Raw genomic sequence first — 23,875 nt, 5'->3', positions numbered from 1 at the left:
ATGGACAACGCCCACCCCACCGGTGCCCCGGCCACCCCGCCCCCGCTGGGCGAACACCTCCGCTCGCCCCGGCTGCGCGCCGCGATGCTCGTCCAGCAGGAGGCCCTCCACGCCGCCCGTGCGTTCCTGCGCGGCGAGGGCTTCACCGAGCTGCTGCCCCCGCTCGTCGGACCCGTCACCGACCCGGGCGGCCGCGGCGCCAAGGCCCTCGACGTCGACTACTACGGCCACCCGTACAAGCTGATGACCAGCGCCATCCTCTACAAGCAGGCGTCCCTCCGCGGCTTCCCCCGGCTCTTCTACGTCGCCCCCAACGTGCGCGTCGAGCCCGAGGAGACCGCCGGCACCGGCCGTCACCTCGTCGAGTTCCACCAGATCGACGTGGAGATCGCCGACGGGAGCCGCGAGGACGCCCAGGAGATCGCCGCAGGACTGCTGACGCACGTCACCGAGCACGTGTGGACGGCCGTCCCCGAGATCCTGACCGAACTCGGCCGGATCGAGGGCGACTTCGCCGACGTCCGTGCCGGCAAGTACGACGTCCGCACCCACGACGACGCCGTGGCCCGGCTCCTCGCCGCCGGTCACCCGCAGAACCCCGACGGCGAGATCGACTGGGCCGGCGAACGGATCCTCTCCCTGGAGAGCGACCGTCCCTTCTTCGTCAACGACTACCCCAAGGGCTCCCGCGGCTTCTACGACCGGGAGGACCCCGAACGCCCCGGCGTCCTGCGCAACTTCGACCTCATCGCCCCGCACGGATACGGCGAGCTCGTCTCCGGGAGCGAGCGCGAGGCCGACTACGCCACCATCGTCACCCGCATGCGGGAGAGCGGCGAGAACCCCGCCAAGTACGCCTGGTACCTCAAGGAGGCCCGTGAGGGCATGCCGGCCAGCGCCGGGTTCGGCATGGGTCTGCAGCGCCTCGTCCGCTTCCTCACCGGCCTCGACGCCCTGTGGCAGGTCAGCGCCTACCCGAAGCTCCCCGGGGTGGTGGCCCCGTGACCGCCCTCGGCGCCCCCGGCTTCCCCGAGCGGGCGATACGCGCCCGCGCCCGCAACGGCACCGCCGAGGTCTTCCCCGACCCCACCACGTACGGCACACAGCTGTACGGACCGCGTACGGGGACCCCCGCCGCCGACGAGCTCGACCGGGCGCGCATCGTCCCGCCCGTCTTCATGCCCCAGCGCCTGGAGAAGCTCATCGACCTCGCCCGCGAGCCGGAGTTCACCGACGTCGAACTCGGCTCCCGCATCGGCGGCTTCACCTCCCGGCTGCCCCTCTACCTGTCCGCCTTCGGCTCCACCCGCGCCGGCAGCGGCGACCTCGCCGTCCACGCCGGCCGGCAGGCGGCCCGGCTCGGCATCCCCATGGTCATCGGGGAGAACATGATCCCCGTGCACGGCTACCGCCGCGCCGGCGACGCCACCCGCTCCGCACTCCTCGCCCGCGTCGAGGCCTACCTCGACGCCGCACCCGACGGAGCCGGCGGCGTCGTCGTCCAGCAGTCCACCGAGGACGCCGACTCCGAGGTCTGGAACCTCCTCTACAGCGACCCCGCCTTCCGGCCCCTCCTGGAGAGCGGGCGGCTCGCCTTCGAGCTGAAGACAGGTCAGGGCGCCAAGCCCGGTCTCGGCGGCATGACCGTCGTCGACCGCGCCGAGGCGGAGCAGCTCGCCCGCCGTTTCACGGTCCGCAAGGTCCTCGACCCGGACGGCGAGCGCCAGCTGCGCTGCGCCACCCCCGGGACCTTCACCGACGAGATCCTCCGTCAGCAGCTGCGCTTCATGCGGAACAACTTCCCCAAGGCCCGTACCTGGGTGAAGTTCCACCCGGGCCGCGACATCGCCCACGCCGCCCGCACCGCCTGGTCCGCCGGAGCGGACGCCGTCACCGTCGACGGAGCCGAAGGCGGCACCGGCTGGGCGCCGGGCGTCTTCCTCGACCACGTCGGCCTGCCCCTCGCCGCGTGCCTGCGCCGCATCGGCCGCCCCGACGGCTGCCTCCTCGCCTCCGGCGGCATGTGGGAGGGCGGCCGCGCCGTCCGCGCCCTCGCCCTGGGGGCCACCGCCGTCGGTCTCGGCCGAGCGGCCCTCGTGGCCGTCGACGAGGACCCGGAGCACGGCCTGGAGCGCCTCGTCGACAGCATCGCCCTCGAACTGCGGCTGCTGATCAGCGCGTTGGGCAAGTACGGCGTCACCGCCCTGGACCCCGAGGACCTGTGGTGGCCGGACGGCCACCCGTCGCACCCCGAGCGCACCGCCGACCTGACGGGGGCGACGCCGTGACCGCGCACCGGCGGCGCGCCGCCGACCACGCCGTCCGCGCCTGCTTCTCCGTCCGGGAGGCCCCCGGCATCACCGTGACGGTCTCCCGCGACGGCACCGGCCTCGGCACCACGGCCCGGCACACCGCGCAGCGCGTCCTCGCCGAGGCGGGCCGGGGCTACCTCGGCGGCCGCGTCGAACTGCGTACGCCCCGGCCGCCCGCCCAGGTCACCTCCCGGCCCAGCGCCTTCGGCACGCGCCGCCGCCGCGCCGTGCGCCGGGCCGCCGACCGCGCCGTGGCCCTGGCCGTCGCCGCCACCCTCAGGGGCGACGCGGCCGGCGTCCGGGTCCACGTCCGCACATCCCTCTGACCACGGCCACCGCACCTTCCTCCGCATCGACCACAGAAAGCCGACCCCATGGGAACGACCCCCGCAGCCGGCGCACCGGCAGGCGAAGCGTCCGCCGTCGACTGGCGTCGCGTCAGCAGTCTCGTCATCGGCCAGGCCGCCGTCCAGGCGGGCAGCTTCGCCCTCCTGATCGCCATGAGCTGGACGGCCGTCCAGCTCGGCGGCCGCGAAGCCGTCACGTACGTCACCCTCTCCGCCACCCTGCCGCGCGCCCTGCTCCTCCTCTTCGGAGGAGCGCTCGCCGACGCGCTCGGCCCCCGCGCCGTTCTGCTCCGCGCGACGAGCGTCCGCGTCCTCGTCCTCGCGGCCGGAGTGGCGGTGACCGCCACCACCGAGTCCCTGTGGCCGCTGATCGCCGTCGCCCTCGTCGACGGCGTCCTGCTCGGCCTCACCGGCCCCGCCTCCGGGGTCCTGCTGCCCCGCCTCGCCCCCCAGGAGCAGCTCGGCCGCGCCAACTCCCTCTTCTCCATGGTGCTGCGCCTCGCCCCCATCGCGGGCTCGCCCCTCGGCGCCTGGCTGGTGGTCGTCGGCGGCCTGCCCGTGGCCATGACGGCAGCGGCCGTCGGCTGCGCCGTCTGGCTGGCCTGCGCCGCCCACGTCACCCACGGTATGACCAGGCCCGAGCGGGCTCCGCAGGGGCCCTCGCTGCTGCGCCGCTCCGGCGACGGCTTCCGTCTCCTCGCCGCGCACCCGCGCCTGCGGTGGATGTTCGTCGCCTGCTTCTGCATGGACCTGGCGTTCCTGTGGCCGGCCGAGGTCGCCCTGCCCCTGCGGGCCGCCGACGAGGGCTGGGGCGTCGGCGCCGTCGCCATGGTCCTGTCCGTCTTCGGCGCCGGTGCGCTGGCCTCCGCCGCCCTGGGCGCGGCCCTCGCCCACCGCATCCCGGCGCACACCAAGCTCGTGGTGACCGGTGTCGGTCTCGCGGCCGGCATGGCCGCCATGGCCCTCGTCCCCTCGGCCGTCGTCCTGGCCGCCACGGCCGGCGTCGTCGGCCTGCTCTCCGGCCTCAACGGTCCCGCCCTGGTCACCGCCTACCAACAGGCCGTTCCCGAGGGGCGGATGGGCGCCGCGATGTCCACCTTCGCGCTCTCCGGCATCGGCGCGGCGCCGCTGTCCCTGGCGGTGTTCAGCCCCGTCTCGCTCTCCCTCGGGGTGACCGGGACCTGGCTGCTGTGCGCGGGCCTCGCCCTCCTCTCCCCGGTCGCCGCGGCCGTCGCCCTGCGCGGTGGGGCGGCCACCGCCACGCCGCGCGCCGACGCCCGTACCCGTACCGCACCGGAGCCCACCGCCACGTCCGTGTGAGGCAGACATGATCCCGCTGGTTGCCCCGCCGCCGGAGGCTCCTCCGGCCGGCCCGCTGATCCCCGCGTCACTCCCGCCCCTGACCGCCGCCCTGCCGCGCCTGCCCGGGCTGCGCCCGGTCCGCCCGCAGCTGTGGCTGGTGGCCACCGAAGCCCACCAGGACACCGTCACCCGGTACGCGCCCCTCGTCCTGGCCACCGAGGAACTGGCCCGCGCCGAGGAGTTCCGCCGCTCCGGCGACCGCGCCACCTACCTGTGCGCGCACGTCGGGCTGCGCCGTCTGCTCGGCGCCCACCTGGGCGTCGCGCCCCGCACCGTGTCGGTGGCCCGGGCGCCGTGCCCGTGCTGCGGCGAGCCGCACGGGCGCCCCGTACTGCCCGACGGGCGGCTGCACTTCTCGCTCTCCCACTGCGAGGGACTGAGTCTGATCGCCGTGGCGTCCACCCCCGTCGGCGTGGACATCGAGCGGGTGCCGGCGCCGCACACGGTCGCGGAGGCGTCGGAGGTCCTCCACCCGGCCGAGTCGGCGGAGCTCGCCGCCCTCGCCCCGGCCCTCCGTCCCGCGGCGTTCGCCAGGGTGTGGACGAGGAAGGAGGCCTATCTGAAAGGGATCGGCACGGGCCTGGGCGCCGATCCGTCCGCCGAGTACGTGGGCGCCGGCCCGCTCCCCTCGGCACCGCCCGGATGGCTCCTCGCCGACGTCTCCGTCCCCGCCGGCCACCACGCCGCCGTGGCGCTCCGCCGGTGAGGAGCGTGCCGCCTCCTCCGGTGCGGGGCTCCTCCTCGGCCGCGGCGGGGAGATACTCCGACGCGGCGACGCCGGCCCCGGGAAGTCCCCGGGGCCGGACGCGCCGCCCCGGGGCGGCGCCGACCGGGTGGAGGTCACGGGCACGACGTGGCGGCAGCGTGTTCCATCGCCGACACGAGCGAGTGATCATTCACCGTGATCGCCGCCACGGGGCCGGAACGGCCGCGCGGCGCACCTAGACTCCCCGCACATGTCGCTCTGGCTCCTCAATCACTTCAGCACCTTCACCCTGGCCGTCGTCACCGTCGGCGGGACCGTCCTCCTCGCCGTCGCCGGCAGTGTGCTGCTCCGCCGCAGGTACCCGTCGCTGGCCCGGGGGGAGCACAACGACATGGTCGGGGTGACGCTGGGGATGTTCGGCGCGATCTACGGGATCATCCTCGCGTTCGTCATCGTCACCCTCTGGACCCAGCTGGACAGCACGCAGACGATCGTCGCCAGCGAGGCCACCGACGCCGCGCTCATCGCCCGCGACGCCGCCGCCTTCCCGCCGGCCGTCCGCTCCGACCTCGACACGGCGCTCAGCGGCTACGTCCACGCGGTCGTCGAGGACCAGTGGCCCCGCATGCGCGCCGGACAGCCGAGCTACGGGGCCACCGAGGGGCACCTCAGGTCCGCCTTCGACGTCCTCCAGGCGTACGACCCGAAGTCCCCGCGCGAAGAGGTCTTCTACGAGGAGGCCGTCACCCACCTCAACGACGTGGCCGCCCAGCGCCGCGCCCGCCTGAACATGGCCGAGCAGGAACTGCCGCCCCTGCTCCAGGTTCTGGCCTTCGGCGGCGCGATCGTCCTCGTCCCGCTCACCTTCCTCTACGGCATGCGCAAGCTCCGGATCCAGCTCCTCTTCGTCGCCTCGGTCGCCGCCCTCATCGGCTTCAGCCTGCTCCTTGTCTTCGTCCTCGACCGCCCCTTCGCCGGCGACCTGAGCGTGAGCCCGGCTCCGTACCGGGAGGGGGCCCTCGCCCAGTACTGGGAGCAATGAGCGGTCAGGAGTGGTCGATGACCACTTTGCCGAAGGAGGTTCCGGCGGCGTAGTGGCGGTAGGCGTCGACGGCCCGGTCGAAGGGGAAGACGCGGTCGACGACGGGCCGCAGTCCGTGCTCCTCGACGAAGGCGTTCATCGCGGTGAACTGGGCGCGGCTGCCGACCGCCACGCTGCGGATCGTGGCACCGGAGGCGAAGAGGGCGTGCGGGTCGAGCGGCGGGGCGGTCCTGCCGGTGAAGCCGACGCACACGACGGTGCCGCCCAGGGTGATGGCGCGGACGGACTCGTGGAGGAGTCCGGCGACGTCGACGACACGGTCGGCACCCCGGCCGTCGGTGAGGGCGCGGACCTCGCCGGCCCAGTCGGGGGTGGCCGCGTAGTCGACGACGGCGTCGGCGCCGAGCTCGCGCAGGCGCGCCGCCTTGGCGGGGCTGCTGGTCGTGGCGATCACGCGCGCGCCGAGCGCCTTCGCGAACTGGAGCGCGAAGAGGGAGACGCCGCCGGAGCCCTGCACGACCACGGTGTCGCCGGGGCGGACCCCGGTTCCGTCGCCGGTCAGCGCGTTCCACGCCGTCACCGCGACACAGGGGAGGGTGGCGGCCTCCGCGTACGTGAGGTGCGCGGGTACGGTCACGAGCGAGTCCGCGTCGGCCACGGCGTACTCGGTGAGCATGCCGTCCAGCGAGCCGCCGCGCTGCGCGACGTGCTCGACGGTGAACGGGCCGTCCTGCCAGGACGGGAAGAGCGTGGCGGCGACGCGGTCCCCGACGCGTACCGAGTCGACGCCCGGGCCGACCTCGACGACTTCACCGGCCCCGTCGGAGACGGGGACGACGTCCGGCTTCACCGGGAGGACATAGGTCCCGTCGAGCACGCTGAGCTCGCGGAAGCTGAGGGACGTCGCGCGCACGGCCACCAGGGCCTGGCCGGGGCCGGGCGTGGGGACGTCGTGCTCGCGGACGGTGAGGCCGGGCAGTCCGGCCCCGCTGTGGGACAGGTGGTAGCTCCGCATCGGTCGTGCCCTTCGTCAGAGGTGGGTGGGGTGGGCCGTTCCGCCGGGCATCACGCGTCGGCGGCCTCGGCGGCCTCGGCGGACAGGAGGCCGGCCTCGCGGTCGGTGAACGCGCGGTTGAAACGGTCGATGACTTCGGAGGTGGTGCGTACGGACATTGGCGCCTCCTCGGAAGAGATAGACCGTTCGGTCTATGAGGTAGATAGATAGACCGGTTGATCTACCGTGTCAAGTGCTGCAGAATCGCGGCATGAGCACTTCCGTGAAGCCGGGCCCCCGCGAGCGACTCCTGCTCGCCGCCCAGGAGTTGACCTACAGTCAGGGCGTCGGCGTCGGCGTGGACGCCCTGCTCAAGGGGGCCGGTGTCGCCCGCCGTTCGCTGTACGAGCACTTCGGCGGCAAGGACGGCCTCATCGCCGAGGTGCTGCGCCGCAGCACCGCCGAGGACGTGGAGCGATACCGCTCCACCATGGACGCGGCGGGGGAGGATCCCCGGGCCCGGCTCCTCGCCGTCGTCGACCGGCTCGGCCTCATCGCCGCCGACCCGGACTTCCACGGGTGCCGGTACCTCGCCGCCGACCTCGCGCTCACGGACCCGGAGCACCCCGGCCACGAGGTCACCAGGGCGTACCGGCGCACCCTCCACGGCCTGTTCACGGACGAGTTCCTCGCCCTCGGGCACGCGCGGCCCGGCTTCGCCGCCGACCAGATGCTGATCCTCGTCGACGGCCTCCTCGCCGTCGGCGCGACCCGCCCCGGCGTCGAGCCCGCCGCCGCGGCCCGGGACCTCGCCGAGCACATCATCGACGCCGGCCTCGCGTAGGGCCTGTCCGGCGGATCGGGGTCGGATGGCCCCCGGGGCGGTGCTAGGCCTCGTGCACCCGGGTCAGGAGCTCCATCAGCTGCCGGGCCTCCGCCGCGCTGAGCGGTGCGAGGAGTGCGGAGTTGGCCCGTTCGGTCAGCTCCGCGCACCGCTCCAGTGTGCGTGCGCCCGCCGGCGTCACCGTCACCGCGTTCTTGCGGCGGTCCCGCGGATCGGGTTCCCGTAGCGCAAGGCCGGCCTCCTCCAGCTGGTTGAGCAGGAGGACCACGTCCTTCGCGTCGAAGCCCAGTCGGCGCACCAGATCGGCCTGGGCGACCGGGCCGTACTCGGACACCGCCGCGAGCACGGCGTGCTGCGGGAGTTTCAGCCCTTCCTCGGCGATCGCCTCGGCGACCAGGCCCCGGCCGCGCGCCGCCACGCGGCCGACCAGCCAGCTCGGCAGGGACTGGATGTGTGTCAGGGCGTGCGGGCCTTCGGTGGGGGTCATGGACGCAGACTATCCCGAATTCATTGGACTTCCCAACGATCTGCCTCTACGGTGTTATTCGTTGGGACTCCCAATGATTCATCGATTCCGTGTCCGTACTGCATCCGGAGGTGTCCATGCGTCGTGTCCGCTACGAGGTCAACGGCGGCCCTGAGGTCCTCTTCGTCGAGGAGGTCCCCGAGCCGCAGCCCGGTCCGGGTGAGCTGCTGGTCCGCAGCGAAGCGGTCGGCGTCACCCTGCCCGCCGTACGGAAGGTGCGCGAGGGCGTCGAGCCGATGCCGCTCGGCGGCGAGGTGGCGGGCACCGTCGCCGTCGTCGGCACGGACGTCACCGGCTTCTCCGTGGGCGACCGCGTCACCGGCCTCTGCTTCTCCCACGCGTACGCCGAACTGGCCCTCGTCCACCAGACGATGGCCTCCCGCATCCCCGACCGGGCGACCGCCGTCGACGCCGTGGCCCTGGTCCGCAGCGGCCTGGTGGCGCGCGGTGCCTACGAGGCCGGACGCCCCCGCCCCGGCGACGCCGTCATGGTCACCGCGGCGGCCAGCGCGGTCGGCACCCTCGCCCTCCAGTACGCCAGGGCGGGCGGGGCCTCCCGCGTTGTCGCGGCCGTCAGCAGCGCGGACAAGGCGGAGTTCGTACGCGCCCTCGGTGCCGACGAGGTCGTGCTCTACGGGGACGAGTCCTGGGGCGAACCGGTCGACATCGTCGTCGACGGGGTCGGCGGAGAACTCCTCGGGCCCGCGGTGCGCGCCCTCGCCCCCGGCGGCCGCCTGGTCGCCTTCAGTTCGGGCGGCGGCACGATCGACGCGTACGAACTGCTGGTCCGGGGCGCCTCCGTCATCGGCTTCCAGATGGCGGCCATCGCCCGGGGCGAGCCCGAGGTGTACGCGCGCTGGCTCGACGAACTGTGGGAACTCCACCGCGACCACACGCTCCGCCCCCGCGTCTCCGCCACGATCCCGCTCGCCGAGGCGGCGCGCGCCCACGAGATCGTCGAGTCCCGCAGCAACCTCGGCAAGGTCGTACTGATCCCCTGAGGGCGTGCGGGTGCGCCGCCTGCGCGCGACGGGCGGGCCGAACCCGCCGGCTGCTGCACGCGGATCAGTGGTCGTAGCGGCCCGTGTCGATCTCCCAGCGGTGGTAGCCGGCGATCCAGGCGGCGAGGCCGTCGACGTACCGGCTGGCCGCCTCCCGGGCGGCCGGGGCGAGACCGAGGAGGTCGCAGATCTCGGGGACCTCGGACGACAGCTCCACGAAGCGGTCCACCATCGTCTGGGCCTCACGCATCACCTGGACGGCCGCCTCCTCGGGGGACCCGCCGCGTTCTTCGCGGACGATCATCACCAGGTTGGCCACGTCGCCGCGGGCGAGCTCCTGGGCGTACGAGTGCACGTCGTTGGTGAACGAGGGTATGTCGGCGGCCAGTTGGCGCATCCGGCGGAAGGCCGGATGGTGCAGCACTTCCTGCGGCAGCTCGAAGCGGTTGAGCCGCTCGACCATGTCGAAGAGGGTCTCCATGGCGGCCGTGCCCCGGCGGAGCGCCAGATAGCCCTCCCGGTCCGGGAGGCGGCCGGAGAGCCGGCCGGCGGCCTCGGCGGGGTGGCACGCGAAGTACCACTCCCAGTGGTAGGTGGACCGGGCCCGCCATCGGGCCGACATGCCGCGCGCGCTGCGCTCCCAGAGGTCGGCGAAGGCCTGCTCGACGGGGGTGCGGTCGCCGGGCGCGGGGCCGCCCCCGTGCAGAAGGTCCGTCAGGCGGGTGCATATATCCGCCACTTGCGCCGGGGACCGGCCGAGGTCCGAGTCGAACCGGTCGTCGAAGAGGAAGTAGAAGCTGAGCAGGTCCGCGGCGAGGGCGAGCTCTTCGGTGGGGGAGTCCGGGCTGGTGAACGCGGCGAGACGGGGCACGTCCCACTTGTCGTACGCCGGCAGGGCGATGGTGGCGGCGAGTCCCTCGTGGCGGAGGAGCCAGTCCCGGTGGAGCGGCGCGACGGATGCCTGGTTCGGGTTGCTGCGAGGCGGAAACGGCAGGTCGAGCGTGGTCGCGTTGGACACTGGCCCCCCAGGTTCTGAGCCCGGGTCATCCCGTGACGCCCCCGGCGCGGTCGAAGATTACTTGAATTGATCATCAACTGCCAGGAACGTCAAGGAGATTACTTTCAAGCCAACGGAATCGTTACGTCCGGATCGATCAGTACCAGGCGGCTGCGGCCTGCGGCACCGGATGGCTGCGGCCTGCGGCGCCGGGGGGCTGCGACCCGGTTCGAGCGCGGTTTTCCGGTGCCGGCCGGCCGTGACTTTCCGGCCCCGACCGGCCGTGGCGTCCTGGTCGGTCACGCGTTCCATCGTTCGTTGCGGCGGGTGGTTCGTCCCCCGTCCGCGCCACCCATGGACGGGGCGGCGCGTTGGGGTTGCCGTGACGCCCGGTGCAGTGACGGTTCTGCATCCGGGACCTGCGGGTTCTGTATCGACTCCCGATCTTGGTGGGTCGATGGCGAGAGCGAAGATCTGGATGGTGCACGGTGCCGGAGATGTGGAATCGGGACGAGGGACACGATGCCCGGTTCGTGGACTGCTTCCGGGACGGTCACGCCCTGGTCGGACGTGACGGGGAGCTCGCCGCGCTCCGGGACGCCGTGGCCGGCCACCGGCTGGTCACCGTGACCGGAGCGGCCGGAACGGGGAAGAGCCGACTGGCCCTGGCCGCCGTCACGGCCCCCCTCGACGGCCTCGGACGGACGGTGGTCCGGGTGCGGTGGCACGACGGGATCCCCGTGGGGCGCCGGGCGTTGACGGCGCGGGTCGTCAGGGCCCTGCACGGCGCCGGCCTGTCCTGGGATCCGGCGCACACGGACCTCGCCGCGCCCGCTCCCGCCCTCCCGGCCGATGAGGTGCTGCTCTTCCTGGACGATGTCGATCCCGTGCACACCGAATGCATCGGCCTCGTCCAGACGCTGCTGATGGACCGGTCGGCGGTACGGGTTCTGGTGACCGCGCGGCGGCCGCTCGGGCTCGGCGACGAGCGGACGATCAGGCTGGGGCCCCTGCCGGTGGAGGCGCCACCGGGCCAGGCGGGACCGTCCCCCGCCGCGGAACTCCTGGTCTCCCGGGCGCGGGAGCGCGGATGGGGCGAAGAGCCCGATCCGGCGGCCGTGGCCCGGGTGTGCCGCCTCCTGGAGGGCGTTCCCCTGGCCCTCGAACTGGCCGCGGGCCGACTGGGGGAGTGGACGATGGCGGAGCTCGCCGCCCACCTCGAATCCGGCCAGTGCCGGCTGGCCGACCCGGACCCGCTCCTCCTGCGGCACCGCACGCTGCGCACCTCCATCGGGGCCGTCCACGCCCTGTGCGAACCGGCGGAGCGCAGGGTCTGGCGCCGACTCAGTGTCTTCGCCGGGCCCTTCACGGAGGCGGCGGCGGTGTTCGTGTGCTCGGGCTCCGACCTCGCACCCCACGAGGTGCCTCCCGCCCTGGCGACGCTGAGCGCCACGGGCGTGCTCCAGGTCCTCGGGGAAGCGGGCGCGGTGTGCCCGTCCCGCTACCGCATGGCCCGGGCCGCCCGCGACTTCGGTGCGGAACGGCTCGCGGCGGCGGGCGAACGGCCGGTCACGCGGGACCGGCACGCCGTCCACTTCCGCCGCGCGGCGGCCGTCGCCGAGACCCTGTGGAACACCGGCCTCCAGCGCCAGGCGCTCCAGACCGTCCAGGACGAACACGACGACCTGATGGCCCTCGTGCACCGCGCCGGGGACGGGACCGGTCACGCCGAGACGGCCCTGGAGACCGTGCTGCACCTCTGGTTCTGGTGGGCGGTCCACGACCACGCCCGAGAGGGCAGCGACCACCTGCGCGCACTGCTGCCCCGGCTGCCCGCCGACAGCCCGCTCCTGGCGCAGGGCCGATGGCTCGCCGCCTGGCTCGGCGCGGCACGGGAGCCCGGCACGGCGCACCACCTGCTGTCCCTCGCCTGGCCGGCGGCCGTCCTCGCCGGCGACGACGCCCTCCTCGGCCGCATCGCCCATGTGCACGGCACCCTGGCGTGGCAGCGCCAGGACCCCGAATCGGCCGCCGCGTACTACCGTCAGGCGGCGGACACGACACCTGGCGGCGCCCCCGGAGGTCCGTCACCCGCCGTCAGTCTGGCCGCCCTGGCCGTCGTCCAGGCCCACCGCGCCCCCGCGGCGGCGGCCCGCACCGCCCGCCGCGCCCTCGCCCAGGCGGACTGCGCGAACGACGTCTGGGCCACGGCCCTCGCCCACTACGCCCGCGCCTTCGCCGACCACCGGGCCGGGCGCACCGGCCGCGCCCGGCACCGCGCCTGCCGCGCCCTGGCGGACCTCGAAGCCCGGCTCGACGCCCCGCAGGCCCACCGGGCCCTGCGTCTCCTCCTCACCGCCCTGGACCTCGCCGCGACCGCGGCCGGAGCGCCGATGCCGCACCCTCGCCCGCCTGTCCCCGTGCCCCGCGGCGGAGCACCGACCCCACCGGCGACGGCGAGCCTGGCGCAGCGGTGAGACCACCGCGTCCGCCCAGGCTCCAGGGCAGGGCGGCCACCGGGGTGTTCCCGCGATGGCCGCCCTGTTCCGTTCGGCCCGGCCCGTGCCGGCGTCGCGGGTGTGCCTCGGCCGCCTCGCGCGGATGTCAGTCCGTGTCGCGGACGAGGAGCTCCTCGCGTACGGGATCGGCGGAGCCCGCTGCATATCGTCGGGCGTGCGCGTCGTGGACGAGGGCGGCCCAGCGGTGGGCGACGGTCCGCCAGGCGCGGGCGGCGTCCGCGTGGCGCGCCTGGAGCTGCTCGGCGATCGCGGCCGGGCCGAGGCCGCTGCGGCGCAGCATGGCGCTGTCGCGGCTCCACAGGGAGACGATCGCCGGGGTCGCCTCGGGGTGGAACTGGGTGCCCCAGGCCCGGCGGCCGAGCCGGAACGCCTGGTGGGGCGCGTCGGTGCCGCCGATGAGGTGCACGGCGCCGGGCGGCAGGACGGTCATCTCCTCCTGGTGCCACAGGACGGCGGGCGGGCCGGCGCTCAGCGTGGAGAAGACGGGGTCGTCGGCCGCCGCGGGCAGGAGCGCGAGGTCGTGGACGCCGACCTGTGGGGTGGCGCGGCGCTCGACGGCCCCGCCGAGTTCGGCGGCCATCAGTTCGGCACCCAGGCATATCCCGAACGTGGGGGTCTCACGCTCGACGCCCTCGCGCAGCAGGGCGCGCGCCGCCGGCAGCCAGGGATGGCGGTCGTCCTCCAGAGGGCCAGGAGAACCGCCGAGCACGAGGAGACCGTCGTACGGGGCGAGGGAGCCGGGAAGGGGCCCGTCGAGATAGGGGTGGACGGTGTGCAGGCGGAGGCCCGTTTCGGTCAGCCACGTCCCCCACAGTCCCGCGGGGCATTCCGACTCGTGCTGGACGACCAGGACGAGGGGGGCGTCCGGCCGGGGTTCGTGGGTCACAGGCGGCCTGCCTCGATGACGCTGGAGAGGAAGGCGCGGGTGCGTTCCTCGCGGGGGTCGGTGAAGATCTGTTCGGGTGGGCCCTGTTCGAGCAGGACGCCCTGGTGGAGGAAGCACACCTTGCTCGACACCTCCCGGGCGAAGGCCATCTCGTGGGTGGCGAGCAGCATCGTCATGCCGTCGGCGGCCAGATCGCGGACGATGCCGAGGACTTCGGCGACGAGTTCGGGGTCGAGGGCGGCGGTGATCTCGTCGAGGAGCAGGACGCGGGGCCGCATGGCCATCGCGCGGACGATGGCGACGCGCTGCTGCTGCCCGCCGGACAGGCCGTCCGGATAGCTGCCGGCCTTCGCCGCGAGTCCGATCCGGTCGAGCAGCTCCAGCGCGTGCTGCTCGGCCTCCTCCCGGGACCGGCCCGCGAGTTCGACGGGGCCGAGCGTGATGTTGCGCAGGACGCTCATGTGGGGGAAGAGGTTGTAGCTCTGGAAGACCATGCCGACGTCGCGGCGGAGCGCGTCGACGTCGACACCGGGCCCGGAGACGACGTCGCCGTCGATGCTGATGCTGCCGGCACTGATGTCCTCGAGGGCGTTGACGCAGCGCAGCAGGGTGGACTTGCCGCTTCCCGAGGCACCGATGAGGCAGACGACCTCGTGCTGGTCCACGGAGAGGTCGACGCCCTTGAGGACCTCGTGCTCGCCGTAGCTCTTGCGGACGCCGGTGATGTCGATGAACGCCATGTCAGGCTCCTTGCGCGCGGCGCTGGTCGCGGGCGACGAGGTAGTCGGCGAGGCGGGCCTGCGGGATGGTGATGACGATGAACAGGGCGGCGACCACGGTCACGGCGGAGAGGTTGAACTGGTTCGCCGAGTAGATCTTGGCCTGGGTGAAGACGTCGATGGTGCCGATGACGCCGACGAGGGCGGTGTCCTTCTGCAGGCCGATGAAGTTGTTGAGCATCGGCGGCACGATGCGGCGTCCGGCCTGGGGGAGGACCACGTACCGCATGGTCCGGGCGTAGCCGAAGCCGAGCGAGCGGGCGGCCGCGACCTGGCTGCGGTGGACGCCCTCGATGCCGGCCCGGTACACCTCGGCGGTGTACGCGCCGTAGGTGAGGGTCAGGGCCAGGACCGCGTAGCTGGTGGGGCTGAGGCCGGCCAGGCCGGGGAAACCGGTCAGCGGCAGACCGAAGCCGACGAGGTAGATGACGATGATCGCGGGCATGGCGCGGAACATGTCGATGTAGGCGACGGCGAGCCAGCGCAGGGGGCGTCCCGCCGCGCCGGGGGCGATCCGGGCCAGGGCGAGGACGAGCCCGAGGACCATGACGAGCGCCTGCGTGGCCATGAAGATGATGACGTTGGTGCCGAAGGCACGGGTGATCTCGGCGGCGCTCTGCGACATCAGGGCGGTCTGCAGGAACGTCTTCTGCACGGCCGCGTCGTTCGCCGTCACGAACGTGAGCGTGCCCGCGAGGACGAGGACGGCGAGGCACAGTCCGGCGGTCAGCCGTGCCGAGGCGCGGGAGCCGGCGGACAGCCGGCGGGCGGTCACCAGGTCGCCGGCCCCCTGGGCGAGGCCGGCCCGGCGGGCGCGGACGGCGGCCAGAACGGCGGGGGAGAACACCGCGAGGACGGCGGCCGCCGCCGTCCACAGCAGCGCGGTCCACGGTCCGTCGACCGCCGGCCCGGCTCCGTACAGACAGAGCCAGGTCAGCGCGGTCGTCGCGGTCGCGGCGAGGAGCGCGGCGACCGCGAGGGGCCACGAGGGCGCGGGAGGCCGGCCGGGCGCGCCCTTGGCCGCGACCGTACGGGGGGCGTGCGTGTCGATCACGACGCGGCCCCGAGGGTGAAGTGCGGAACCTTGGTCGGGTCGGTGCCGAAGGCCTCGGCGAGGTGGGTCCTGGCGAGACGGTCGAGGGTGCCGTCGGCGGCCATCTGCCGGATGATCCGGTCCAGCGTCGCCCGGTTCGCGGAGCCCTTCGGGTAGAGGGCGCCGTAGGTCTCGCCGGTGTCGTACTGGCCGACGACCTTCAGCACGCCGCCGGTCTGCTTGGCCTGGGCCAGCAGGATGGAGGCGTCGGCGACGACGGCGTCGACCTGGCCGGCGGCGAGGGCGGCGACCATGTCCTGGTTGCTCTGGAACACCTTGGCCGGGTGGGACGGCTTCAACTGCTCCTGGACGAACAGCGCGCCGGTGGTGCCCAGGGAGACGCCTATGCGGGCGTCGCGGATGCTGCGGGCGTCGACCTTCGATCCCGCCTTGACCAACACGCCCTGGTCGGCGGAGAAGTACGGCGGGGAGAAGTCGACGACCTTCTTGCGCTCCTCGGTGATCGTGATCTCCAGGAGGGCCAGGTCGAAGTCCTTGGTCTTGCCGGCGACCAGCGCGTCGAACGACACGTTCTTCACGTTCACCCGGTCCAGGCCCGCGCGGTGGGCGATGTTGGCGGCCATGCAGTACTCGTAGCCGCTCTTGACGGTCTGCGGCGTGTCGCCGTTCCACCAGCCCGGCGCGGGCAGGTTGGTCTCGACGGTGAGGGCGCCGGCCGTCGCCGGGGTGAGCTTGAACTCGCCGCGCTTCCCGGACACCTCGCAGTCTCCGTACGCGGAGCCGTTCTTGGAGGCGGAACCGGGAGCGTCGTTCGATCCGCAGGCCGTCGTGGCGGCGAGCAGCACTCCGCACAGGGCGAGGGTGGTGGATCTGGTGATGCGGTGCATGTGCACTCCGAAGGAGATGGTGGCAGGAATCCCCACAAGCAGGACCCAAATCGTTTTGGGTCGGTGCGCTAGGATGGTTCCAAAACGTTTTCGGAGTGTCAATGGGGGAGTCGAATGAGCCGGAGGAAGAAGGGTCCGGGCATCCGGGAGATCGCCGAGGCGGCAGGCGTCTCGATGACCACCGTCTCCCACGCCCTCAACGGCAAGGGCGAGGTGGCCCAGGAGACCCGCAGGCGGGTCCAGGAGATCGCCGCCCGGCTCGGCTACAGCCCCGACCCCATCGCGCGCGGCCTCGTCACCGGCCGCGTCGGCGTCATCGGCGTCGTCATCCGCCACATGGCCAGCGAGCCGTGGGAGGCGACGTACGGCCCCTTCTACACCGAGGCGATCGCCGGAGCGACGCTGAAGGCCGTCGAGTACGGGCACGCGCTCGTCGTCGTACCCGTCGGGGAGGGCCTGGGCACCTGGAGCCGCGTCCCCATGGACGGCGTCCTCGTCGTCGACCCCCAGCGTGACGACCCGCTCCTGGCCGACTGCCGACGCCGAGGGCTCGACGCCGTCACTTCCGGACGCCCGCTCGACGACTCCGACTTCCCGTGGGTCAACTCCGACCGGGAGACGGGCATGCGGGCGGTCCTGGACCACCTGCACGCACAGGGCGCCCGCCGCATCGCCCTGCTCAGCGGGGCCCCCACCGACAGCTACACCGTCGACTGTCAGGAGCTCTACCGCCAGTGGTGCGCCGAGCACGGCGTGCGGCCCGTCGTCGAGGCCCCGAAGGGAGGCGACACCGCGGCCGACGCGGCGGACCGGCTCCTGTCGGCGGACGAGCGCCCGGACGCCGTCCACTGCATCAACGAGACCTACGGCCTGGCCGTCATCAGCGCCTGCCGACGCCTGGGCCTGAGCATCCCCGGCGACCTCCTCCTCTCCTCCGCGGCGGCGGGCCCGTACAGCGACTTCGGGGGTCTGCCCGTCACCACGCTCAGCCTCGGCGCCCGCGAGTCCGGCATGCAGATGGCCGACCTGCTGATCCGCCGCCTGCGCGGCGAACCCACGCCGACGTCGGTCACCGTTCCCGTACGGCTCACGGTCCGGGAGTCGACGGACGGAGCGCGTTGAGGAGGCGGACAGACGGGGCGCGTGTCGAGGAAGCCGGCAGGGGGCACGCCGAGGAAGCCGGCACACGGGGCAGGCCGAGGAAGCCGGCACGGGACCCGTCGAGAAAGCCGGAAAAAAATCCGGCGGCGATGTCGAGAACCCGTGGCCTGCTCCGTCCCCGGCGTGAGAGCGACCAGAATGGGCCGCACAAGGACCGAGGAGAACATCATGGCCAAGTACCTGATGCTGAAGCACTACCGTGGCGCCCCGTGCCCGGAGGGCTTCGTGCCCATGGACCAGTGGACGCCCGAGGAGATCTCGGCCCACGTGCAGTACATGCACGACTTCGCCGCCAAGCTGGAGAAGACCGGCGAGTTCGTCGACGCCCAGGGGCTCGCCCCCGAGGGGGTCTGGGTCCGCTACGACGGCGAGGGCCGCCCGCCGGTCACCGACGGCCCGTTCGCCGAGACCAAGGACCTCATCGCCGGCTGGATGGTGATCGACGTCGACAACTACGAGCGCGCTCTGGAGCTCGCCGGGGAGCTCTCGGCCGCCCCCGGGGCCGGCGGGAAGCCGATCCACGAGTGGCTCGAACTGCGCCCGCTCATGGCCGCGCCGCCCGTCATCACGGAGTGACCACACCCATGGACGAGGCCCTGCTCCGAAGCCTCACGCCGAGCGTCCTCACCGTCCTCGTCCGCCGCGGAGCCGACTTCGCGGCGGCCGAGGACGCCGTGCAGGACGCCCTGGTGGAGGCCGTCCGCGTCTGGCCGACCGATCCTCCGCGGGACGCGAAGGGCTGGCTGGTCACCGTCGCCTGGCGCAAGTTCCTGGACGCGGCCCGCGCGGACACCGCCCGGCGCCGGCGCGAGGACCTCGTCGACGAGGAACCCGCGCCCGGGCCCGCGCCCGCGGTGGACGACACGCTCCAGCTGTACTTCCTCTGCGCCCATCCGTCCCTGACGCCCTCGTCGGCGGTCGCGCTCACGCTGCGCGCCGTCGGCGGCCTGACCACCCGCCAGATCGCCCAGGCCTACCTGGTGCCCGAGGCGACCATGGCGCAGCGGATCAGCCGGGCCAAGCGCACGGTCTCCGGCGTACGTTTCGACCGCCCTGGCGACGTCGCCACCGTGCTCCGCGTCCTCTACCTGGTCTTCAACGAGGGCTACTCCGGAGACGTCGACCTCTCCGCCGAGGCCATCCGGCTCACCCGGCAGCTCGCGGCCGCCATCGACCACCCCGAGGTGGCGGGGCTCCTCGCCCTCATGCTGCTCCACCACGCCCGGCGCGCCGCCCGGACCGCGCCCGACGGCAGCCTGGTGCCGCTCGCGGAGCAGGACCGCGGCCGGTGGGACACCCGGGCGATCGCCGAGGGCGTCGAGATCCTGCAGGCGGCCCTCGCCCGCGACCGCCTCGGCGAGTTCCAGGCGCAGGCCGCCGTGGCGGCGCTCCACGCCGACGCCCCCACGGCAGAGGAGACCGACTGGGTGCAGATCGTCGAGTGGTACGACGAGCTCACGCGCCTGACGGACAGTCCGGTCGTCCGGCTCAACCGCGCGGTCGCCGTCGGCGAGGCCGACGGACCGCGCGCCGGCCTGGCGGCGCTCGCGGAGCTCGACGACTCCCTGCCCCGGTACACGGCGGTGGCGGCGTACCTCCATGAACGCGCCGGCGATCTCGCGACGGCGGCGCGGTTGTACGCCGAGGCGGCGAAGAAGGCGACCGACACCCTGGAACGCGACCACCTGACCCGCCGGGCCGCCCGCCTCAACACCCGCTTGCGTCACTGACTCCCCGTCCGCCCCGGGGGCGGCGCTGAACGTGCCCGTTTCACGGAGGAGTTGGCGACGGGACGTGTGCGTCGTGGAGGCGATGCGGAGGGCTTATTCAGAAACCTTGTTGAAGAACCCCTTACCCCTGGTTCGCACTTGATTTGCTCCTGCCAATCCGCACAGGGTTCTCTCGAACGTTTGACGCCCCACACGTCAACACGAGGAGAGATCCCTTTTCATGGCAACTCACAAGCGATCCCGCGGACTTCGCAACGCGGCCATAGCCGCAGGAGTAGCAGGCGCCGCCACCGCGGCGCTGCTCGCGGGCAATCTCGCCGGGGCGGCCGCCCCGGCCGAGGGCACCGTGCACGGACTCGGCGCCCCGGGCGCCGTCGCCGGCAGCTTCGTCGTCATCCTCGACGCATCCGCGAACAAGGCGGAGCTCGCGAAGAAGTACGGCGGCACCCTCCAGCGCTCCTACGGCTCGAAGGTCAACGGCTTCTCGGCATCGGGCCTGACCGTCGAGGAGGCCAAGCGGCTCGCCGCCGACCCCGCCGTCGACACGGTCGTCCAGAACAAGCGCTTCAGCATCAAGGAGACGCAGGAGAAGCCCCCGTCCTGGGGCCTGGACCGGATCGACCAGACCGAGACGGCCGGAGACGACAAGTACACCTATCCCGACGGCGGGGGAGAGGGCGTCACCGCGTACGTCATCGACACCGGCGTCCGGATCACGCACCAGGACTTCGGCGGCCGGGCCACCCACGGCTTCGACGCCGTGGACAACGACGACTCGGCCGACGACGGCAACGGCCACGGCACCCACGTCGCGGGCACCATCGCCGGCACCTCCCACGGCGTCGCCAAGAAGGCGAAGATCGTCGCCGTGCGGGTCCTCGACGACAACGGCTCCGGCACCACCGAGCAGGTCGTGGCGGGCATCGACTGGGTGACGAAGAACCACTCAGGCCCCTCCGTCGCGAACATGAGCCTCGACGGCGGCGCCGACGAGGCGCTCGACGCCGCGGTCCAGCGCGCCATCGCCTCCGGCGTGACCTTCGCGGTCGCGGCGGGCAACGAGTCCTCCGACGCGGGCCAGGGCTCGCCGGCCCGGGTGCCCGAGGCCCTCACCGTGGCCTCCAGCACCAAGGACGACGAGCAGTCGGACTTCTCCAACTTCGGTGCGGTGGTGGACCTGTACGCCCCCGGCTCGGACATCACGTCGGACTGGAACGACAGCGACACCGGCACCAAGACGATCTCCGGCACGTCCATGGCCACACCGCACGTGACGGGCGCCGCCGCCCTCTACCTGGCGGCCCACCCGTCGGCGACGCCCGCCGACACGGCCGCCGCACTGACCGGGGCGGCCACGCCCGACGCCATCAAGAACCCCTCCTCCGGCACGGCGAACAAGCTGCTGAAGGTGACGCCGTAAGGCGCTGTGAGCTGCACCGCACACCGGACGGCCCTCCACGAATGTGGGGGGCCGTCCCCTTTTTCCTCTTTCCCCCTATCGCCGGGAACCGGCCGTGGCGAGAATCTGTCCCTGTGGAGGAGGGCTGCCACGGCGCCGAGGGGGGAACGGGGATGAGCGCATGGGTCGTCCCGGGATACACGGAGTCCCGGGAGCTGGGCGCGGGCGGCAGCGGACGCGTGGCGCTGGCCGTCCACGACGCGACCGGCGTGCCGGTGGCCGTGAAGTACCTGAGCGAGCGGCTGCGTTCCGACGAGTCGTTCGTCCGCGGGTTCCGCTCCGAGGCCCGGCTCCTCGGCGCTCTCGACAGCCCGTACGTCGTCGGGCTCCACGAGTACGTCGAGGCGCCGCGGGGAGCGGCCATCGTCATGGAGCTGGTGGACGGCGTCGCCCTGCGCGCCCTCCTCGCCCGGGAGGGCTCGACCGGCCCCGAGGCCGCCCTCGCGGCCCTCAAGGGCTCGCTCCTCGGCCTCGCCGCCGCCCACCGGGCGGGCGTCGTCCACCGCGACTACAAGCCCGAGAACGTCCTCGTCGCCGCCGACGGATCGTCCAAGCTCGTCGACTTCGGGATCGCGGCCGGACGCGACAGCAGACCCGGCATCGCCGGAACGCCCGCCTACATGGCGCCCGAGCAGTGGAACGGCGCCCCCGCCTCGCCCGCGGCCGACGTCTACGCGGCGACCGCGACCTTCTTCGAGTGCCTGACCGGCCGCAAGCCCTTCGCGGGGGACAACTTCGCCGAACTCGCCCTCCAGCACCTGGAGGCGCCCGTCCCCGACGGACAGGCGCCGGAGCCGCTGCGCCCGCTCATCCGCCGGGGCCTCGCCAAGGCCCCGCACGAGCGGCCGGAGAACGCCGACGCGTTCGTCAGCGAACTGGAGTCGGTCGCCACGGCCGCGTACGGACCGGACTGGGAGGAGCGGGGAAGGGGCCGCCTCGCGGCCCTCGCCGCCCTGCTGCCGCTGCTCTTCCCCTCCTCCGGCGGTACGGCCCAGGGCACGACCGCACTCGCCACGACGACCCTGCCCGAACCGCCCGCGCGGCGCCTCCGCCGGAGGCTCCCCCAGGGACTGCCGGCGGGCGCGGCCGCGCTCCTCCTGGCGCTGCTGCTCGCCCTCGCCGCACGGGCCGGGGGAGAGGCGGACGGGGACGAGGCCGCGCAGGCCTTCGCGACGACGAACACGTCACCGAGCGCGAGCCCACTGACTTCGACCCCGACTCCGAGCGCATCCCCGACGTCGCCCCCGACGACCCAGGAGCCCTCCGCCTCACCGGACACCCCCGAAGCCCCGCCGCCGAGCGCCACGACGGCCGCACCCACCACCGCACCACCCACCACGACACCGCCACCCACACCCACCACGACCGAGCCGACGTCCCCGCCCACGACTCCCCCCACCACCCCGCCGACCACGCCCCCGACGACGCCGCCCGTCTCGGTCACGGACGTCTCCGTCACGAGCCTGCGCCAGACCGGGCCGACGGACGCCGAGGCCACCGTCGAGATCACGACGGACGGAACGGGGCCGCTGACACTCCTCGTCGAGTGGTTCACCAGCGACGAGAAGGGCTCGCCGGGCACACCGGACGGCTCCGAGACCCTGCGGCGCGAAGGAGCGGACCACTACACCCTGACGCTCCCGCACACGGTCCAGGGCGGCGGCTGCTACTGGGGAGTGCGCGCGACCACGGACCCGGCCGCCGCGAACGGCGGTTCCCTCCAGCAGATCTTCATCAGGCGGTGTGTGATCACGTGAACGACGACGACTACAGCGCCACCGAACTGGGCAGCCACTGGTTCGAGGGCCCCACGCCGGACCCGACGCCCGACCGCGTGGAGGGCGAAGTCCTGCGCTTCGGCCCGGGGGTGACCGCGGCCGCCGCCCGACGCGCCGCGAACACCCCGACGGCGGTCCAGATCTGGCACGGCACCCTCCCCGGCGCCCCGCCACCCCGTCGGCCCCGCTCCCGCAGGCCGCTCCGGTACGTGCCGGCCGCCGTGATCCTGCTCCTCGTCCTGGCCTGGCTCGCGTGGCGCGAGTACGGCCCCCGGGTCTCGGTCCAGGACATCGCGGTCACCGCCCCCGAAGCGCCGCTCGGCTGCGACGCCACGGCGAACGTGGTGGGCGTCGTACGCACCGACGGCCGCCCCGGCACCCTCACGTACCACTGGGAACGCAGCGACGGCACCCGCTCCGCGCCCCTGCGCGAGACGGTGACCCGCGACCAGAAGGAGGCCCGACTCCACCTCCTGTGGACCTTCCAGGGCCGAGGCACCCACCATGCCGTGGCGCGCCTCGTGGTCACGTCCCCCACCACCCGCACGGCCGAGGGCACGTTCACGTACCGCTGCGAGTGAGTCCGGCGCATCACCGGCTCAGAGGGGCCGACAGGCCAGGGCCCGTTCGCTGACTCCGCCGTCCTCGTCCGGCTCCACCCGGAACAGCCGGGCCCGAGGGGTGCGGCTCACGGCGTCCGTCAGCAGACCGCCGGTGAAGAGGGCGCCGACGCCGTCCTCCACCGCCCAGCCGGCGGCGAGCGAGCCGGCCGCCACGGCCGCCCGATAGGAGGCCCGCCGTCCCGGCTCACTGTCGTAGTGGGGACAGACCGAGCCGGGCAGCAGGCCAAGGCCGTCGGACAGATGAGTGAGCGGCCCGAAGGAGTCGGTGTGCGAGCCCTCGGCCCAGCAGTTGGCGCCGGCGCTGATCCCGCACAGCAGAGTCCCCCGCTCGTAGGCCTCGCGCAGCAGGCGGTCCACGCCGTGCGCCCGCCACACCGCCAGCAGGTTCGCGGTATTGCCCCCGCCCACGTACACGACGTCCTGAGACAGCAGGAACGCGCGCAGGGCGTCGTCATCGAGCTCGCGCCGGAACAGAGGGAGGACGCTGGCTTCACAACTGCGCGACCGGTACGCGGCGAGGAACTGCTCGACGTAGCCGGGGGCGTCACCGCTGGCCGTGGGGACGAAGCAGACCCTGGGCCGTGCGGCGCGCACCTGACCGAGCACCCAGTCGTCCAGCAGACCGTCGTCGGTGGAGAAACCGCCACCGAGAAGAGCCAGCCGACGCTCGGGAACGGCAGCCACGGGGTGCCTCCTTCATGGCTCGGACGTCATGTATCCGGTCGATCCTTCCCCTGGACGGACCGTCGGTACAAGGGCCGTGCCGGAGTCCAGAGGGCTCCACCACGTGTACGCGTCCTTCCCTGTCGTCATGCGGAACAGCCGACCTCCGCATGGGATGCATGGCGGCATGACAGCAGGTCAGGTC

At 73.5% G+C, this 23,875-nt stretch carries 23 protein-coding genes; 15 read left to right on the top strand and 8 right to left on the bottom strand.

Going from position 1 to position 23,875, the window contains the following annotated elements:
- The 6 genes from SVTN_RS45290 to SVTN_RS01925 all read left to right on the top strand — a co-directional run bounded on the left by SVTN_RS45290 (position 1) and on the right by SVTN_RS01925 (position 5,769).
- Complete coding sequence (locus SVTN_RS45290; RefSeq protein WP_041127515.1) at positions 1-1,005, top strand: asparagine synthetase A; 1,005 nt, start codon at positions 1-3, stop codon at positions 1,003-1,005.
- A complete protein-coding gene (locus tag SVTN_RS01945) occupies positions 1,002-2,288 on the top strand; it encodes a glutamate synthase-related protein (RefSeq protein ID WP_041127514.1) in 1,287 nt (428 codons plus the stop codon). The genes SVTN_RS45290 and SVTN_RS01945 overlap by 4 nt, the downstream gene beginning before the upstream one ends.
- Positions 2,285-2,638: a hypothetical protein gene (locus tag SVTN_RS01940; RefSeq protein ID WP_052498861.1), complete on the top strand. Its 354-nt coding sequence runs from the start codon at positions 2,285-2,287 to the stop codon at positions 2,636-2,638. Before SVTN_RS01945 ends, SVTN_RS01940 begins: the two co-directional genes overlap by 4 nt.
- 48 nt (positions 2,639-2,686) lie before the next feature.
- Positions 2,687-3,979, top strand: a complete 1,293-nt coding sequence (locus SVTN_RS01935; protein ID WP_041127513.1) for an MFS transporter — start codon at positions 2,687-2,689, stop codon at positions 3,977-3,979.
- Between the two features lie 7 nt (positions 3,980-3,986).
- Positions 3,987-4,727: a 4'-phosphopantetheinyl transferase family protein gene (locus tag SVTN_RS01930; protein WP_052498860.1), complete on the top strand. Its 741-nt coding sequence runs from the start codon at positions 3,987-3,989 to the stop codon at positions 4,725-4,727.
- Positions 4,728-4,977: 250 nt separating this feature from the next.
- On the top strand, positions 4,978-5,769 hold the full coding sequence (locus SVTN_RS01925) for a bestrophin-like domain (RefSeq protein ID WP_041127512.1): 792 nt from the start codon (positions 4,978-4,980) through the stop codon (positions 5,767-5,769).
- A 4-nt stretch (positions 5,770-5,773) separates the two neighbouring features.
- Here SVTN_RS01925 and SVTN_RS01920 read toward each other — a convergent pair whose 3' ends face one another.
- A complete protein-coding gene (locus tag SVTN_RS01920; protein WP_041127511.1) occupies positions 5,774-6,784 on the bottom strand; it encodes a zinc-dependent alcohol dehydrogenase family protein in 1,011 nt (336 codons plus the stop codon).
- A gap of 250 nt (positions 6,785-7,034) precedes the next feature.
- On the opposite strand from SVTN_RS01920, the gene SVTN_RS01915 reads away from it, so the two are divergent.
- The gene (locus SVTN_RS01915) at positions 7,035-7,607 is read left to right on the top strand and encodes a TetR/AcrR family transcriptional regulator (RefSeq protein WP_041127510.1); all 573 of its coding nucleotides are present in this window, start codon (positions 7,035-7,037) and stop codon (positions 7,605-7,607) included.
- 43 nt (positions 7,608-7,650) lie between these two features.
- Here the strand turns inward: SVTN_RS01915 and SVTN_RS01910 are convergent, their stop codons facing one another.
- The gene (locus SVTN_RS01910; RefSeq protein WP_041127509.1) at positions 7,651-8,094 is read right to left on the bottom strand and encodes a MarR family winged helix-turn-helix transcriptional regulator; all 444 of its coding nucleotides are present in this window, start codon (positions 8,092-8,094) and stop codon (positions 7,651-7,653) included.
- A 116-nt stretch (positions 8,095-8,210) separates the two neighbouring features.
- Here SVTN_RS01910 and SVTN_RS01905 point away from each other — a divergent pair, with 116 nt between their 5' ends.
- Complete coding sequence (locus tag SVTN_RS01905; RefSeq protein ID WP_041127508.1) at positions 8,211-9,134, top strand: quinone oxidoreductase family protein; 924 nt, start codon at positions 8,211-8,213, stop codon at positions 9,132-9,134.
- 64 nt (positions 9,135-9,198) lie between these two features.
- On the opposite strand, the gene SVTN_RS01900 is transcribed toward SVTN_RS01905, so the two are convergent.
- On the bottom strand, positions 9,199-10,152 hold the full coding sequence (locus tag SVTN_RS01900; RefSeq protein ID WP_052498859.1) for a terpene synthase family protein: 954 nt from the start codon (positions 10,150-10,152) through the stop codon (positions 9,199-9,201).
- A gap of 476 nt (positions 10,153-10,628) precedes the next feature.
- Here SVTN_RS01900 and SVTN_RS01895 point away from each other — a divergent pair, with 476 nt between their 5' ends.
- Positions 10,629-12,608, top strand: coding sequence for an ATP-binding protein (locus SVTN_RS01895; RefSeq protein WP_052499598.1), 1,980 nt, complete (start codon positions 10,629-10,631; stop codon positions 12,606-12,608).
- A 127-nt stretch (positions 12,609-12,735) separates the two neighbouring features.
- Here the strand turns inward: SVTN_RS01895 and SVTN_RS01890 are convergent, their stop codons facing one another.
- Genes SVTN_RS01890 through SVTN_RS01875 form a run of 4 tightly spaced genes read right to left on the bottom strand, consistent with a single transcriptional unit; the run spans position 12,736 to position 16,256 of the window.
- Entirely contained in the window at positions 12,736-13,536 is an 801-nt protein-coding gene (locus tag SVTN_RS01890; protein WP_052498858.1) for a type 1 glutamine amidotransferase, read from the bottom strand.
- The gene (locus tag SVTN_RS01885; RefSeq protein WP_041127507.1) at positions 13,533-14,276 is read right to left on the bottom strand and encodes an amino acid ABC transporter ATP-binding protein; all 744 of its coding nucleotides are present in this window, start codon (positions 14,274-14,276) and stop codon (positions 13,533-13,535) included. The genes SVTN_RS01890 and SVTN_RS01885 overlap by 4 nt, the downstream gene beginning before the upstream one ends.
- Position 14,277: 1 nt before the next feature.
- On the bottom strand, positions 14,278-15,369 hold the full coding sequence (locus SVTN_RS45100) for an amino acid ABC transporter permease (RefSeq protein ID WP_218922675.1): 1,092 nt from the start codon (positions 15,367-15,369) through the stop codon (positions 14,278-14,280).
- A complete protein-coding gene (locus SVTN_RS01875) occupies positions 15,366-16,256 on the bottom strand; it encodes an ABC transporter substrate-binding protein (RefSeq protein ID WP_041127506.1) in 891 nt (296 codons plus the stop codon). The genes SVTN_RS45100 and SVTN_RS01875 overlap by 4 nt, the downstream gene beginning before the upstream one ends.
- Before the next feature lie 114 nt (positions 16,257-16,370).
- On the opposite strand from SVTN_RS01875, the gene SVTN_RS01870 reads away from it, so the two are divergent.
- The 6 genes from SVTN_RS01870 to SVTN_RS01845 all read left to right on the top strand — a co-directional run bounded on the left by SVTN_RS01870 (position 16,371) and on the right by SVTN_RS01845 (position 22,965).
- Entirely contained in the window at positions 16,371-17,378 is a 1,008-nt protein-coding gene (locus SVTN_RS01870; RefSeq protein WP_052498857.1) for a LacI family DNA-binding transcriptional regulator, read from the top strand.
- Positions 17,379-17,585: 207 nt separating this feature from the next.
- A complete protein-coding gene (locus SVTN_RS01865) occupies positions 17,586-17,993 on the top strand; it encodes a YciI family protein (RefSeq protein WP_041127505.1) in 408 nt (135 codons plus the stop codon).
- Between the two features lie 8 nt (positions 17,994-18,001).
- Complete coding sequence (locus SVTN_RS01860; RefSeq protein ID WP_041127504.1) at positions 18,002-19,147, top strand: RNA polymerase sigma factor; 1,146 nt, start codon at positions 18,002-18,004, stop codon at positions 19,145-19,147.
- Between the two features lie 220 nt (positions 19,148-19,367).
- Positions 19,368-20,567: a S8 family peptidase gene (locus SVTN_RS01855; protein ID WP_041127503.1), complete on the top strand. Its 1,200-nt coding sequence runs from the start codon at positions 19,368-19,370 to the stop codon at positions 20,565-20,567.
- Between the two features lie 152 nt (positions 20,568-20,719).
- Entirely contained in the window at positions 20,720-22,363 is a 1,644-nt protein-coding gene (locus SVTN_RS01850) for a serine/threonine-protein kinase (RefSeq protein ID WP_041127502.1), read from the top strand.
- Positions 22,360-22,965 (top strand): hypothetical protein, encoded by a 606-nt coding sequence (locus SVTN_RS01845; protein WP_245727415.1) that lies wholly within the window; start codon positions 22,360-22,362, stop codon positions 22,963-22,965. Before SVTN_RS01850 ends, SVTN_RS01845 begins: the two co-directional genes overlap by 4 nt.
- An 18-nt stretch (positions 22,966-22,983) precedes the next feature.
- Here SVTN_RS01845 and SVTN_RS01840 read toward each other — a convergent pair whose 3' ends face one another.
- Entirely contained in the window at positions 22,984-23,691 is a 708-nt protein-coding gene (locus SVTN_RS01840; RefSeq protein ID WP_052498856.1) for a Type 1 glutamine amidotransferase-like domain-containing protein, read from the bottom strand.
- Positions 23,692-23,875 lie beyond the last annotated feature (184 nt).

It is taken from the genome of Streptomyces vietnamensis, assembly GCF_000830005.1.
Taxonomy (GTDB): Bacteria; Actinomycetota; Actinomycetes; order Streptomycetales; family Streptomycetaceae; genus Streptomyces; species Streptomyces vietnamensis.
Note: the sequence above shows the minus strand (reverse complement) of the source record. Positions and strands in the feature narration are given on the sequence as shown.